Below are 14,035 nucleotides of genomic sequence, written 5' to 3'. Positions count from 1 at the left end.
ACAATCATGAAAAAACATATTCTATCCCTACTAATTCTGTTCATGGCTTCCTCGATGGTAGCCTTGGCGCAAAATGACAATATCAGTCCATCCAGAAAGCAGGCCATTGACTCTCTCGCATTGGAGAAAGTGAAAGACTTGAGTAAATATATCAGTATCATTGGAAGCAAGGAAACACAATTTTCTGAAGCAACCAGAGTTATGGATAGGGCGGAGGAGTTATTCGCTCCCGAGGCGGAGATGGGTGTGTCATCCATCAACCGAAGTGAAATAGCCTACTACAAAGTAAGACGGTATTTTGAGAGACTGATGGCCCTGAACTATGACCGGGTAAATATCAGCTGGTACGATATCCACTACATCAGTGACTTGGAGCGTCAGCCCGATGGTCGCTATGTGGGTGTGATTACCATCTATCAGCGTTTCGAAGGTACTTCTGTAGAAGCAGGGTTAAACTATAGAGATACTACTAAAAAGGATATCACCATCTACGTGGAGAAAAAGCAGACCCAGATTGCAGGTAGAACCATCGAGTTTTGGGACGTGATGCTTGGCGACGTGAGGGTGACCGAAACTTCAGCATGAAATTAAACATTGTTCTGTTTGTATTATTTATTGCATCCTTTCAGAGTGTTCCGGGGCAGGTTTTAAACAGCCCCGGACAACTCAAGGATGACGGTAGGTTCGCAGCATCTACCAAACAAGTCAATCAATTCTTTAGACGATTTAACGGGGAGGAAAGCAAGGAAGGAGACAGACGGTATAATCCCGGAGACGAAAATTATAGAAACAGGGAACTTAGAAGGTCTTTTATCAACATACTTTTCGACAACGAGACCTCTGATCTGCCCGTAGAATTAAAACGAGAATTTCTCAATTACGTAGTATCTGAAAGCTATCCCCAGTATCTGAATTTTCATGGTGGGGAGTGGTTTGCAGAGGCCACTACCGTATTTACTTACGGAGGTAGGTCCCACGATGTGGTACTGTTTTTGAAGCTTCAGCCAGAGGGATTGGGTTATGAGTGGGTAATCGACAATGTCCTGTTCGAGCCCTTTAAAACTGCCTTCGATAAACCTAAGGGGGATCAGAAAAAGTTTCTGCATCCGCTTAGTCACGAGCTCGGCTTTATGAATTTAAGAAAGGCCATACAGGATGACCCGAAGCCGGAATCCTATACCCCTAGGGAGTTCAGGCCGGATTACCTGAGTCTTTTTATCTATGAAATTAAAAGAGGAGATCTGAAATTCGTAACTGTAAAGGACGTAAAGTACCATTTTTTCCAAATTGATAAGTGGTATTTTGAACTTTCGCAGTTTAACAGACCGGGTTTCAATACCGGCTGGCTAATTTCTAACTTGGTAAAGCTTTCAGAAGGGGATAGAGAAGTCGTTTTGGAATACATTTATGACAATAACTAATCACATGAAATACTTTTTTGTCTTGAGCTTGCTGCTGGGATCTTTCGGTGTGCGCGCTCAGGACATTCCTGGGTTTACCAAGCAGGAGATCAAAGACCTTACGCAAGAGGTGGAGGAGCAGGTAAGGTTTTTACAGTACCTATTGAATACCGTGGGCAGTAAGGACAGTCATGCCCGGGATAAGGATGTGATTATCAGGGAAAGCTATAAGAAGATTTTTAGAGATGATAAAGTGCAGGTGGAAGATGATCTGCTCCTAGACCGAAAAGTCATCACAAACAAGAACATCACGGCCTATTTCAAGGATGTGGAGTTTTTTTTCAAGGATGTGGCGTTTCAGTTTAAGGTAAAAGAAGTAAAACCTAAGCTGAACGACAAGGGGGACCTGTTTTTTGAAATAGCCATGGATAGAACCCTCTCGGGCACGGGTATCAATGGTGAAAAAATAGAAAATACCAAGAACCGTTTTGTGGAGGTTAACTACGATCAGAGATCTAAAGAACTGAAAATTGCCAGCATGTATACCACGCGGCTGAGTAGGGATGAAGAACTCAGCGAATGGTGGAGTACCTTATCCTACGAGTGGGGCAATTACTTCCGGGAAAAGTTTCACATGCAAGAGGAGGATTCGGTCACTGTAGATGACCTTTATCGCATCAGCGGACTTGATACGTTGGATCTTTCTGGAAATCGTCTCATCATAGACCTTACGCCCATACAAGCCCTCAACGATCTCAAGTACATTGATATCAGTAACACGAATATTCGCGAACTGGCACCAATCAGCAATGTGACGTTTCTTTCGTATTTAGACATCTCCAACACGCCCACGGAGGATATACAGTTTATCAAATATTCGGATAGGTTGACACACCTAAATATCTCCAAAACGGGGGTGAAGGATATTGACGATTTATTGAATTTAAAAAATCTTGTAGACCTTCGCGTGGCAGGAACGGGGTTATTGGGTTTTGGTGTATTGAATCAATTCAAAGCGTTGGAGAACCTGGATCTGGAGGCTAGCGGTTTCAATAACATCGAGAATATTAACGAACTGAAGAGTCTTAAGTCACTGAATCTCAAAGATAATTTTCTGATAAATTTCGGGTTTCTATCGGCGCTTACTGCCCTCGAAGATATCAACTTGGAGGGGACCAATATTTTGGACTTAAGCCCACTATCCGAACTAAAACAACTTTGGAAAATCAATATCAATGGCACCGAGGTGAGTTCTTTGGCTGCATTGAATGGTTCTACCAATATCCGCAGAATTTACGCCGATAGGTCCTCGATCTCCGAGCAAAGTGCGGATGAATTTGCCAGGCGAAATCGCCGGATTTTGTTGATTCACAATGTAGAGAATTTGCAGACTTGGTGGGAGACGCTACCGGATGGTTGGAACAAGGCGCTTCTCGAACTATTTCCGAGTATGAACTTCCGGAACCCTTCCGTAGAGGAGCTTTCAGAGTTGGTAAGCATTGATTCGTTAAACTTATCTGGATCTGAAGTTACCAATCTCAGGCCTGCACTCAAGTTTAAGAAAGTTTTCTTTTTGGCATTGGACAATACAAAGGTTCAGGATCTGACTCCTTTGGTAGAAATGAAGACGCTGACCACCCTTAGTGCTAACCATACTGAGGTGGCTAGTGTAGATGGATTGGGAGAATTAAAGGCCTTAGAGCGGTTATATCTCAAAGGAACTAAGGTTTCCAACATTGAACCGATCAAAGCGCTGTTGAATTTGAAATACGTAGACATCGACGCTACGGAAGTTGCGAAGTGGGATGCCGAGTCGTTGGCGACTATCTTGTCAAAGGCAACCGTTGTGTACCGGAGTGAAGAACTCATTGCTTGGTGGGGATCCTTGAGTGGCCAATGGGAAGGTATTTTCAGGGGTCAGTTCAACCTTTCTGAGTCTCCCACCTCGGAGGAGTTACATTTTATGACCTCTAAGTCAAGTGTTTTAATAGAAGACGCTGATGTGTTGAACCTGGAGGAGGTGTTGGTGTTCTTTAACCTGCGAAGTCTTTCTATTCACAATGCTCCGCTACAGGACATAAGTGCTATTTCCCGTTTGGAAAACCTGGGTTCTTTGAGAATGTCCCAAGTGCCTGTAAGGGATTTAGTCCCCTTAGCCAACCTCGCCTATTTAGAGGAGTTGGATCTATCCAACACGGGGGTAGAGGATTTACGACCTATAGCGGGGCTTAGCAGGCTCAAAAAGTTGGTGCTGTCAGGTACAAACATCACGCGGCTAAGGGGATTAGAGACGTTGTATGATCTCAGGGAGTTGGATATTGCAAGTACCAATGTGAAGTCTATCAAACCTATCATGCATTTGATCAATTTAGAGCGCTTGGTTTGTTTTAATACCCGAATTAATCAGCGAGCTGTTGATAACTTTAAGAAGTCGAATCCAAGCTGTGATGTGCGATATTATTGATAAGTTTTTTTGGCCTTCGGAAAGCGTCTTTATTCACCACTCCCGGAGCGTCTGATACACCAAATGGACCGGAAGACCCATAACCGTATAATAGGATCCCTCGATCTTCTCTACGGCGATATATCCGATCCATTCTTGGATACCATAGGCCCCAGCTTTGTCAAAGGGCTTAAACTGCTTCACGTAATATTCAATTTCTTCTTTTCGAAGGTCTCGGAAGCATACGATTGTCCGGTCTTCAATCACTGATTTGCGCTGTTGATCAAAGATAGCTACCGCCGTGATTACTTCGTGTTTTTTACCAGACAGGGCATTGAGCATTTCATGAGCTTCCTCGGCATTTTCCGGTTTATTAAGGATTGATCCATTGGCAACCACAACAGTATCCGCTGTAATGAAAATTTCTCCTTCGCGAATATCCGAGGCGTAGGCAGCGGCTTTTTTCGCGGCCAAATAACCGGCAACTTGAGTACCTTCCAGATCTGCTGGAAACGACTCATCGATCGGAAGGGTTCTTACCGTAAATTCGACACCGAGTCCTTTTAGAAGTTCGCTGCGGCGTGGGGAATTTGAAGCTAGGACGATGTGCCTTTTTGATTTGTTAACGTTGTGAAGTGGAGCCTCGCTCATCTTATTTTTCGGGTTTTCCAACTGGATTTGGACGCGTTTTCGAATGGTTGCGATAGCTGATGGGACGATGTGTATCCCTGCTCTTCTTTCCAATAGACGGCAAATGCAGCCATTACAAGCATTTCCTCGCTGCTGAGTACCGGCTGAAGTTTGGAAGGTTCAAAATAGTTTTCTACAAATTTGGTGGTAAAGGCTCCGGATGTAAATTGTGGATGTGTCATCACATAGTGGCAGAAGGGGATGGTTGTTTTGATACCGGAAATTTTAAAATCGACCAGTGCCTGTTTCATCTTTTCTATCGCCAATTCTCTAGTCTCAGCATGTACCGTCAGTTTTGCTATCATAGGGTCGTAGTGGATCGGTATAGGCATTCCTTCTTCGAATCCGTCGTCCACGCGGATACCCGGCCCCTTGGGCGGAGTGTAGGTAATCAGGGTGCCGGTGTCTGGGAGAAATTGGTTTTCGGGGTCTTCCGCATATATTCTGGCTTCAATGGCATGACCATGGATTTGCAGATTTTCCTGTGAAATAGAAAGACGGGCTCCTTCTGCGATTTTGATCTGCTCTTTTACCAAATCCAAGCCGGTGATGCATTCCGTGACGGGGTGCTCAACTTGCAGGCGTGTATTCATCTCTAAAAAATAGAAATCCAGGTTTTTATCCACTAGAAACTCAACCGTTCCTGCTCCATAATAACCACAGGATTTTCCCACCAGAATGGCCGCTTCCCCCATCTTCTTACGTATTTCGGGTGTCAGTACAGGAGAGGGGGCTTCTTCGATTACTTTTTGGTGTCGCCGTTGGATCGAGCATTCCCGTTCAAAAAGGTACACCATATTTCCATGTTGGTCGCCAAGTAGTTGTATTTCGATATGCTTGGGAGATTCGATGTATTTTTCAATAAAAACGGCGGGATCTCCAAATGCCGATTGGGCCTCAGAGGTCGCTCTTTCCATCTGAGCGTCAAATTCCTGCTCATCCTGTACGATCCGCATTCCCTTGCCTCCCCCGCCAGCACTCGCTTTAATCAATATGGGGTATCCGATTTCGGCTGCGATATGCTTTGCTAGTTCCACGCGCTGAATGGGTTCGTCCGTTCCCGGGACTAGGGGAATGTCATAGGCGGAGACAGCTTTTTTTGCTTCGAGCTTGCTCCCCATTAACGCAATGGAATCAGAAGAAGGCCCCACGAAGGTAATCCCTGCAGCGACCACTTTTTCGGCAAACTCCGCGTTCTCGGACAGAAAACCGTAACCGGGGTGAATCGCATCTGCTTGTAGGTCTTTGGCAGCCTGAATTATCTTGTCCATTCGGAGGTATGACTCCGAGGCTGGGGCAGGACCGATGCAAATGGCTTCGTCTGCAGCCAGCACGTGGGGTGAATTCCGGTCAGCTTCGCTAAAAACGGCGACCGTTTGAATACCCATTTCTTTGACCGATTTTATGATACGTAGGCTGATTTCCCCTCGATTTGCGATTAGTAATTTCTTAATTTTCATAAAATCCCGTTTTTCTATTTCTTTTTGCAGGTGCTTGGTTAGCAGCTTTTGCCCAAAAAGCGTTGTTGCTAAACTAGCCAAAATTCATCGGTAAACGGAAAGAATCCGCTAAAAGTAGCAGTTTTTTTGCGTCCAAGTGGATTTTGTGTTAGTTTTGAGGGTTAAAATTCAAGCGAATTTTAAATTCCGTTTTGTTTTACAAAAACAATTATAGCATTGGATCTATTTGAAAAGTTACAGACCAACCTCGGGCCATTGGGCAAGCATTCAGGGAGGTCAGAAGGTTATTTCATGTTTCCGAAATTGGAAGGAGAGATTGCCCCAAGGATGAGGTTTCAGGGTAAGGAAGTACTTACGTGGAGTCTTAATAATTACTTGGGTCTGGCCAATCACCCTGAGGTAAGGAAAGTCGATGCAGATGCTGCCGCTAAATGGGGGGCAGCGTACCCTATGGGGGCTCGTATGATGTCTGGGCAGACGGACTTACACGAAAAATTGGAGGATGAACTGGCCAAGTTTGTAGGCAAGGAGAAGGCCTATGTCCTCAACTACGGGTATCAGGGCATCATGAGTGTGATTGACTCCTTGGTTGACCGTAAGGATGTGATCGTTTACGATGCCGAGTGCCATGCTTGTATCATAGATGCCTTGCGTATGCATATGGGTAAGCGGTTTGTCTTTCCCCACAACGATATGGAGAACCTCGAGAAGCAACTTAAGCGTGCGGAGAGGTTGACGGCTGAGACCGGAGGAGGTATTTTGGTGATCACAGAGGGCGTTTTTGGGATGACCGGCAACATGGGTAACCTGAAAGAAATCGCTGCATTGAAGCAGAAATATTCTTTCCGAATATTGGTGGATGATGCCCATGGTTTTGGAACGATGGGAGCGACAGGTGCCGGAGCTGGTGAAGCACAGGGTGTTCAGGACGAAATTGACCTATATTTCTCCACCTTCGCTAAATCCATGGCGGGAATTGGAGGTTTTATCGCTGGAGACGAGCAGGTTATTTTGTACCTGAAATACAATATGCGTTCTCAGATTTTTGCCAAATCACTTCCCATGATCTATGTGGAGGGTACTTTGAAGCGTCTGGAAATGCTAAGGACGATGCCAGAACTGAAGGAAAATCTCTGGAAGGTGGTGAATGCACTCCAAAATGGACTGCGTGAAAAAGGGTTTAGTATAGGAACAACCACATCACCCGTTACACCGGTGGTGCTTAACGGTACCGTTGGAGAGGCTGCCACGCTAAGTAAGGATCTACGTGAAAATTATAACATATTCTGCTCGGTAGTAATTTATCCGGTAGTGCCAAAAGGGATGATCATTCTCCGGTTGATTCCTACTGCTGTCCATTCGCTGGATGATGTGGCAGAGACCATTGCGGCATTTGAGGCTATTAAAGAGAAGCTTGCCAGTGGCTACTACAATCAGACCGAACTAGCTACTTCCTTTGGTGAATAACCTGTACACTATATTAAACCTTTATCAACTTTAATACTTTTGACTATGAGCAGATTCAGTGAAATTAAGGACCTCGTCATGTCCATGGAGGATGACTTTGAGAAATTCTATGAAAAAAAGAACCAGGCAGCTGGTACTCGGGTGAGAAAAGGGCTGCAAGACCTGAAAAACCTTGCTCAGGATATTCGCAAGGAAGTACAGGATATTAAAAATGCGGAGTAATTACTAGGCGGTCAAGGAAACTTGACCGTTTTTTTTACCCATTTTTCTGTATTTTTTTCGGCCCCCAGTTCCCTAAACAGCCCGGAAAATCTCTACCTAGAGGGGATTTACTGGCGAATAACATAGCCATCCTCCATCTCAATGGTTCGGTCAGTCCCGTCTGCAAATTCAGGATCATGGGTTACAATCAACATCGTTTGGTGAAATTCTGCTGCGAGCTCTTTGAAAATATTAAAGACGATATCGGAGTTTTTTTTGTCCAGATTACCGGTGGGTTCATCACCCATAATCAGCAAAGGGTCATTCATCAGTGCACGGGCTATGGCCACGCGCTGTTTTTGTCCTCCTGACAATTGATTGGCTTTTTTCAGCGCATGGTCTTGCATGTCGAAAATGCGCAGTTTTTCCATGGCAATGTGTTCCAGTTCTTGTCGGGGTTTTTGGTCGAGCTTTAGACCTGGGATCATCACATTCTCCAATACCGAAAATTCATTCAAAAGATAGTGAAACTGGAAGACGAAACCGATTTTTTGATTCCGTATAGCGGAAAGGTAGTTGGCTGATTTTCCAGTGATTAGCTCTCCGTCAATGCGGATCTCTCCTTCATAATCTGTATCCATGGTGGACATGATATACAGCAGCGTCGATTTTCCGCATCCCGATTTGCCCATGACAGAAACAAATTCCCCTCGCTTCACTTGAAAACTTACATGCTTAAGCACCTGCGTTTTGTCTGGGCTATAGAAATACTTGTTTACTCCTTTGGCTTCTAAAACGAGTCTTCCTTCCATGGTGTTTTGTGGGAATAGTCTTGTAGTGCTACGTAAAGACGGTATTGGTTCCGGTGGCGTTTCTGTAAGGGTTTTCCATTTGCAGAACCTGGCATTGGTGGTTATTTTCCTCTGATGATTTCAACAGGATCGACACCACTAGCCTTTTTCGCCGGGAAATAGCCAGCAAGGTAGGTGGTAATCAGGCTGAAAATACCACCTATTAGGTAATACTTAGGGTTGAAATCTACCGGGAAGGTTTTTACAGTGGGAAGTGCTTCCGTTTCAAACGGAATCCGTTCAATACCCAAACCAGCGAGAAAGCCAAAAACCAGTCCCAGAGCTCCTCCAATTACACCTATCGTCAGCGCGATCGTGATGAATATTCGATTGACGTCAGTACCGGAAAACCCAATTGCCTTTAGGATGGCAATGGTGTCCATTTTTTCATAAATCATCATGTTTAGTATGTTGTAGATACCAAATCCAGACACTACGAGCAGCGTGATGCCTACGGCGTAGCTGATCAAGGTCCTGATCTGTGTTCCTGTCTCGAACTGCGCATTTACCGTTTGGATGTCATCCGCATCAATCTGGAATATCTCACGGTATTCCGTCGCCATGGCGGGGGCCAACGTGAAATCGTTTAGCTTCACCTGGATATCCGTCACGAACGAAGCGGGCTCACCAAGCATTTTTTGGACGGTTGAAATGGCCGCATAACTTTGAACATTGTCCAAGTCACCCAGTCCAGACTGGAAATAACCGACGACTTTTAGTTGGATCCGGTTGCCTTGGGAGGTAGTGACCTGCACGACATCGCCAATATCAGCCATGATCCTATCGGCCACCCCCTTTCCCAAGATGATGCTGTTAGCAGTATTTTTTAGGTCAATAAAATTCCCGACGGTTACATAATCGCTGAAAGCGAATAGACGGTTTTCTTCTTCTACCTCTATGCCGTCAATGATGCCGGTGATGTCAATGGTACCCACATTATAAAAAACCTGAGAGGAAAGTTTGGGCGCAACGCCAAGAACCCTTGGATCCATTCTCAGCGTTTTCATAATGGCTTCGTTGTCATATATGTTCAACCGGCTGGCGGCAGGCTTGATAGATCGGATGATGTTATAAAAGGAGCCAAAGCGTTGATCCAGCTCGATGGGTTGGTTTGAGCTGGGCTTTATGTCGTTATAGAAGCGTATATGCGCTGTGCGATTGAGGATCAATCCATCCAACAATTTGTTCAGACCGTTCATAAATCCCAGAAGAGCAACGAACATGGTGATGCTGAACACCACGCCCGTTGCCGCGATAGCCGTCTGCTTCAGGCGTGCGCCCATCAGGGATTTGGCTATATCGATTATTAGGGAGAATTTCATCTGTCTATAGTTGATTTTTAATGGTCAGATGGAATCTCGCATGGTTTATAGTCATCCCAGTGTGTGACGGCTACGTCATGCTTGATTTCATGTGTCTATATTTGATTTTTAATGATCAGATGGAATCCCTGCTCGTCCGGTAGGCAGGCTCGATTTCATCGGGCCGGTTTTTTAACCTCGGTTTTTTCGTCTAATCCTGAGATTATTTCGGCTTTTTGGTAGTCCTTTATACCCAACTGAACCGAAAGGGTATCCCCGCTAGCGCTAATTACTTGGCTTTCATTGAGTATAAAGGCTCTTGGCAGGGTCAGGGCATTTTCTTTACGTTGGATCACGATGTTTGCTTCCAGTGTTAGGTTGGGATAAAGGACCGGGGGCTGCCGGATGAACGTTCCTTCTACTTGAAAGCTCTTGCTTCTTTCGTCCATCAATGGATTTATTTTGGTGACTATTCCCTCAAACGTTTCCCCACGGTAGCTGTCCATAGTTATCAGGATAGTCTGTCCCCGCTTCACCTTTACGATATCGAATTCATCCACCTGCATTTCGAGTAAAAACTCGTCAGCACTGCCGATTATTGCCAGCGGCGTTTGGGCATTGACCATTTCTCCCTTTTCCTTGAGAAGGGCATATACCTTGCCGGTCACCTGACTTTTTAGGATCAGATCGCTTTCCAATGCGCGGGTGATGGCGAGGTTCTTGGAGGCACTGCGTTCGTTGAACTCCAGTTCTCTAAGAAGATCAATGCGCCGAATTTGTAATCCTTCTAGCGAGGATTTTGAATTTTCGAAGGCTAGCTGTCGCTGCTCCAGCTCTACCGCGGTGCCAATTCCCTGGTCTCTTAGGCGCTGTTGGCGCTGGTAAAGTAAGGAATCGTTTTGATACGTTGCTTTGGTGTAAGCAATTGTTATTTCCAAGTCCCGAAGTTTGGTTTCATTGGTCTGTTTGTCTGCAAAGGCACGGTTAAGCTCGGCCGTTTCGCGATTAAGCCTTGCCGATTCATTGAAGATTGATAGGATGGGTGTTCCCTCCCTTACGGTGTCTCCTTCCGATACGAATACTTCCTGAACAGTCCCGACCGCATTGGTGAATGCCTGGTACTGGCAGCGGGCCTTGATAGACCCGGAGGCATAGACAGATTCGGTAATATGCTCGCGTTGGGGATAGGTACGTTCGCCGGATGACCCGCAGGATAAAAGACCCATCCATAAAAATAGCAAAAGAAGGATGACGATAGATTTCATGCTGCTGTGTTTTGAGCGAGTGAAGTTACTATAATATCCAACGAAATGGTAGGACTGGCACGCAAATCTGTGGCAAAAAGGGCAAAGATTCCGAGCTAAGTCGGTCGAATCCCGACTATACAGCAGGATATCACCGGGTGTGGCCTACAGCTGATTGAAATTCAGTTTAATATCTGATATAGGTCATGTTTTTTGACTTTTTGCGCGCGTATATTCACTCATCCGTAAGAAACCCAAGATAAACTATCATGTCTACCTACACGATACCCTTCCAAGCACTACGAAATACAGATGTGTCCTCCGTAGGAGGTAAAAATGCCTCCTTGGGAGAGATGATTCATGCTCTTCAGCCATTTGGTATTCGAATTCCGGACGGCTTTGCCACAACTGCCGAGGCCTATAGGCACTTCTTGGATGAAAATGATCTTTTTAATAAGCTCCAGCACCAACTTGATCAGCTGGATACCGAAAAGCTGAGCAATCTGGCGGAGGTTGGCAAAAACTGTCGTGAATTGATCAGTTCCGGGAAATTTTCGGGCCACATGCAGGAGGAATACTTGCAGGCATTTCGCGCTTTGTCTGAAGGCAAGGCCATTTCGGTGGCCGTTCGCAGCTCGGCAACGGCTGAGGATCTTCCTACAGCGAGCTTTGCCGGACAGCACGATAGCTTTTTGAATATTGAAGGGAAGGAGGAGGTTCTTCGTGCGGTGCATCGGTGTTATATCTCCCTATTCAATGACCGCGCAATCAAATACCGAATAGATAATGGGTTTGACCACATGCATGTCTACCTGTCCGTAGGTGTACAGCGAATGGTAAGGTCCGATAAGGGAAGTGCAGGGGTCATATTTACCATTGATCCGGAAACTGGTTTTGACAACATTATTTATTTGACCGCTGCTTGGGGCTTGGGCGAAAATGTGGTTCAGGGAGCGGTCAATCCAGATGAGTTTTATGCCTTTAAGCCATCTATAGGCGTACATGCCAGGCAATCTGTGATCTACAAGAGGTTGGGGGAGAAGGAAAATAAGATGGTGTATGGGCAGCGCGGGGAGAAGCCCGTACTAAATGTCAGGACAAGCCAATCGGAGCGAAACAGTTTCTCCTTGTCGCTCGCTGAAGTGGAGGTATTGGCCGCTTGGAGTCGGCAGATTGAGCTGCACTATGGCATGCCTATGGATATAGAATGGGCAAAAGATGGTATCACCGATGAGTTATTTATTGTTCAGGCAAGGCCGGAGACGGTTCACGGGCAGCACACGGGTGTGAGCATCACCGAGTATACCCTACATAGCAAGGCAAAGCCACTGCTGAAGGGCAAGGCTGTCGGTGCAAAAATTGGTAGCGGGAGGGTGTGCATTGTTAGGTCGCTGGCAGATGCCCCCAAAGTGCAGGAAGGCGATATTATCGTGGCAGATATTACCAACCCCGATTGGAACGCCATGCTTCGGAAAGCGGTCAGCATTGTGACCAACAAGGGCGGAAGAACCAGCCACGCCTCAATTGTGGCAAGGGAACTGGGAATTCATGCGATAGTCGGAACCGGCGATGCAACCGATAAGCTGCAGGATGGGCAGGTGATTACGGTTTCATGTATCGAGGGAGATGAAGGTATAATTTATGAGGGAAAGCTGGAATGGTCTGAAAAGGAAGTGAATCTGGAAGTGATGGAGCCGACCAAAACCAAACCGATGTTTATCCTGGCAGATCCGTTTAAAGCCTTTCGCCTTTCTTTTTACCCCAACGAAGGAGTGGGTTTGCTTCGAATGGAGTTTATAATAACGAACACGATCCAGATTCATCCCATGGCACTCGTACAGTATGCATCGCTCCCTGATGGAAATGATAAGCGAGCCATTGCAGCGATCACCCAAAACTACGAGGACAAGAAGCGCTATTTCGTGGAGACGCTTTCGGAGCACTTGGCGATTGTGGCCGCTGCATTTTATCCGAAAGAGGTGATCGTCCGTATGAGTGATTTCAAAACCAATGAATATGCCCAGCTGATAGGAGGGGGATCCTTTGAGCCGACCGAGGAGAATCCCATGCTGGGCTTCCGAGGCGCATCTAGGTATTATAACGACCGGTACAAGGAAGGTTTCGGGCTGGAATGCGAGGCCGTCCGGGTACTACGGGATGAACTGGGGTTTACGAATGTGAAGGTGATGATTCCATTTTGCCGGACTGTAGAAGAAGGAAAACGTGTGTTGGATGTTATGGCTGATTTTGGTTTGGAACGTGGCAAGAATGGTCTGGAAGTGTATGTCATGGCAGAAATACCCAGCAATGTGATATTGGCAGAGGCATTTTCGGAAATCTTTGATGGGTTTTCCATTGGATCCAATGATCTCACCCAACTTACCTTGGGAATAGACCGGGACTCGGCCATCGTGGCGGACTTGTTTGACGAAAGCAACGAGGCGGTTACCTTCATGCTTTCTTCGGTGATCCAAGCAGCCAAGAAGAATGGAAAGAAAATTGGCTTATGCGGACAGGCACCCAGTGACCATCCCGACTTTGCCCGCTTCTTAGTAAATCAGGGAATAGATAGCATTTCTTTTAACCCCGATGCGTTGCTGAGGGGGATAGAGAATATCCGACATGCCGAATCGTGACCAAAACAAGTTCGAAAAGGGTAAACAAAAAGTGCTTTACCCTGTTTTTTACTTTGGGTTGAATTTTTCAAGGACGCCGGTTGTTCAAGGAAATATTCAGGACACCGGTAGTGAAATGCAGAAATAATGAACGAAAAAATCGAGCGAATCAAGACACAGATTGAGCCTTATAGGCAGGGTATTTTGAATCATAGGGTGTATTTGGATATTTCGGTCGGACCATGCCAGCGTTTTCGGTCAAATGGTGCCACTCCAAAAGAAGGTGCAAAGTAGTTAAAATTATTTATTCATTTTTTAAAATCCCCTTTCTCATGGACTCTCCGTTCAGGTTTATCCGGTGGG

The 14,035-nt window shown here is 45.8% G+C and carries 11 protein-coding genes; 6 read left to right on the top strand and 5 right to left on the bottom strand.

What is annotated here, in order from left to right; translation table 11 throughout:
• The first annotated feature begins 6 nt into the window (after nt 1-6).
• Genes JJU34_RS09400 through JJU34_RS09390 form a run of 3 tightly spaced genes read left to right on the top strand, consistent with a single transcriptional unit; the run spans nt 7 to nt 3,864 of the window.
• Nucleotides 7-585: a hypothetical protein gene (locus JJU34_RS09400; RefSeq protein ID WP_228692100.1), complete on the top strand. Its 579-nt coding sequence runs from the start codon at nt 7-9 to the stop codon at nt 583-585.
• Nucleotides 582-1,421, top strand: coding sequence for a hypothetical protein (locus JJU34_RS09395; protein ID WP_228692099.1), 840 nt, complete (start codon nt 582-584; stop codon nt 1,419-1,421). The genes JJU34_RS09400 and JJU34_RS09395 overlap by 4 nt, the downstream gene beginning before the upstream one ends.
• Nucleotides 1,422-1,425: 4 nt before the next feature.
• Nucleotides 1,426-3,864 carry a leucine-rich repeat domain-containing protein gene (locus JJU34_RS09390; protein ID WP_228692098.1) on the top strand — a complete coding sequence of 813 codons (2,439 nt, stop codon included), beginning with the start codon at nt 1,426-1,428 and terminating at the stop codon, nt 3,862-3,864.
• A 33-nt stretch (nt 3,865-3,897) separates the two neighbouring features.
• Here JJU34_RS09390 and JJU34_RS09385 read toward each other — a convergent pair whose 3' ends face one another.
• Both JJU34_RS09385 and accC read right to left on the bottom strand, forming a co-directional pair.
• A complete protein-coding gene (locus tag JJU34_RS09385) occupies nt 3,898-4,494 on the bottom strand; it encodes a Maf family nucleotide pyrophosphatase (protein WP_228692097.1) in 597 nt (198 codons plus the stop codon).
• Nucleotides 4,491-5,993 carry an acetyl-CoA carboxylase biotin carboxylase subunit gene (gene accC / locus JJU34_RS09380; protein WP_228692096.1) on the bottom strand — a complete coding sequence of 501 codons (1,503 nt, stop codon included), beginning with the start codon at nt 5,991-5,993 and terminating at the stop codon, nt 4,491-4,493. The genes JJU34_RS09385 and accC overlap by 4 nt, the downstream gene beginning before the upstream one ends.
• A gap of 216 nt (nt 5,994-6,209) precedes the next feature.
• On the opposite strand from accC, the gene JJU34_RS09375 reads away from it, so the two are divergent.
• Both JJU34_RS09375 and JJU34_RS09370 read left to right on the top strand, forming a co-directional pair.
• On the top strand, nt 6,210-7,460 hold the full coding sequence (locus JJU34_RS09375; RefSeq protein WP_228692095.1) for an aminotransferase class I/II-fold pyridoxal phosphate-dependent enzyme: 1,251 nt from the start codon (nt 6,210-6,212) through the stop codon (nt 7,458-7,460).
• Between the two features lie 45 nt (nt 7,461-7,505).
• Nucleotides 7,506-7,682 (top strand): histone H1, encoded by a 177-nt coding sequence (locus JJU34_RS09370; RefSeq protein ID WP_228692094.1) that lies wholly within the window; start codon nt 7,506-7,508, stop codon nt 7,680-7,682.
• A gap of 107 nt (nt 7,683-7,789) precedes the next feature.
• Here the strand turns inward: JJU34_RS09370 and JJU34_RS09365 are convergent, their stop codons facing one another.
• From JJU34_RS09365 to JJU34_RS09355, 3 genes are all read right to left on the bottom strand, one after another.
• Nucleotides 7,790-8,473, bottom strand: coding sequence for an ABC transporter ATP-binding protein (locus JJU34_RS09365; RefSeq protein WP_228692093.1), 684 nt, complete (start codon nt 8,471-8,473; stop codon nt 7,790-7,792).
• Nucleotides 8,474-8,574: 101 nt separating this feature from the next.
• On the bottom strand, nt 8,575-9,834 hold the full coding sequence (locus JJU34_RS09360) for an FtsX-like permease family protein (RefSeq protein WP_228692092.1): 1,260 nt from the start codon (nt 9,832-9,834) through the stop codon (nt 8,575-8,577).
• A gap of 155 nt (nt 9,835-9,989) precedes the next feature.
• On the bottom strand, nt 9,990-11,078 hold the full coding sequence (locus tag JJU34_RS09355; protein ID WP_228692091.1) for an efflux RND transporter periplasmic adaptor subunit: 1,089 nt from the start codon (nt 11,076-11,078) through the stop codon (nt 9,990-9,992).
• A gap of 248 nt (nt 11,079-11,326) precedes the next feature.
• On the opposite strand from JJU34_RS09355, the gene ppsA reads away from it, so the two are divergent.
• Nucleotides 11,327-13,693 (top strand): phosphoenolpyruvate synthase, encoded by a 2,367-nt coding sequence (ppsA, locus tag JJU34_RS09350; protein WP_228692090.1) that lies wholly within the window; start codon nt 11,327-11,329, stop codon nt 13,691-13,693.
• Nucleotides 13,694-14,035: the final 342 nt, after the last annotated feature.

Source organism: Lunatimonas sp. (assembly GCF_020832325.1).
Lineage (GTDB): Bacteria > Bacteroidota > Bacteroidia > Cytophagales > Cyclobacteriaceae > Lunatimonas.
Note: the sequence above shows the minus strand (reverse complement) of the source record. Positions and strands in the feature narration are given on the sequence as shown.